The 372-nt window shown below is 56.7% G+C and carries 1 pseudogene; it reads left to right on the plus strand.

The annotated features are described in order from the left end of the window. Positions 1–372: pseudogene (locus tag ACTJKE_RS36600) on the plus strand (hypothetical protein); the annotation flags it as partial.

Raw genomic sequence — 372 nt, forward strand, 5'->3', positions numbered from 1 at the left:
GTCGATACCTTCCAGGGTACTGCTGCCGAGCTCAATGGCGACACCATCACCGACTACCAGATCGGTGAAAAGATCGAACTGCTGCAGAGCCTGACCAGCCTGTCGCAGGTGCGTCTGAGCAGCTCCAGCGGAAACACGCTGCTTGAGATCGATACCGATAACAATGGTTCATTCGAGACGGAGATCACACTTACTGGTTCGGTGGATGGAAGCTTCGTCCTCACCAGCCAGGATGGCTACACCAACAATGTCGTCCGCATTGTCTCCGAAGGATCTGGCATTCCCACATCTGGCGACGACCTGCTGATTGGGACGTCTGGGGCGGATAGTTTGGATGGGCTTGGCGGGAACGACGAAATCGTCGGGCTGGGC

The sequence above is a fragment of the Ensifer sp. 22521 genome (genome assembly GCF_052044795.1).
Lineage (GTDB): Bacteria > Pseudomonadota > Alphaproteobacteria > Rhizobiales > Rhizobiaceae > Ensifer.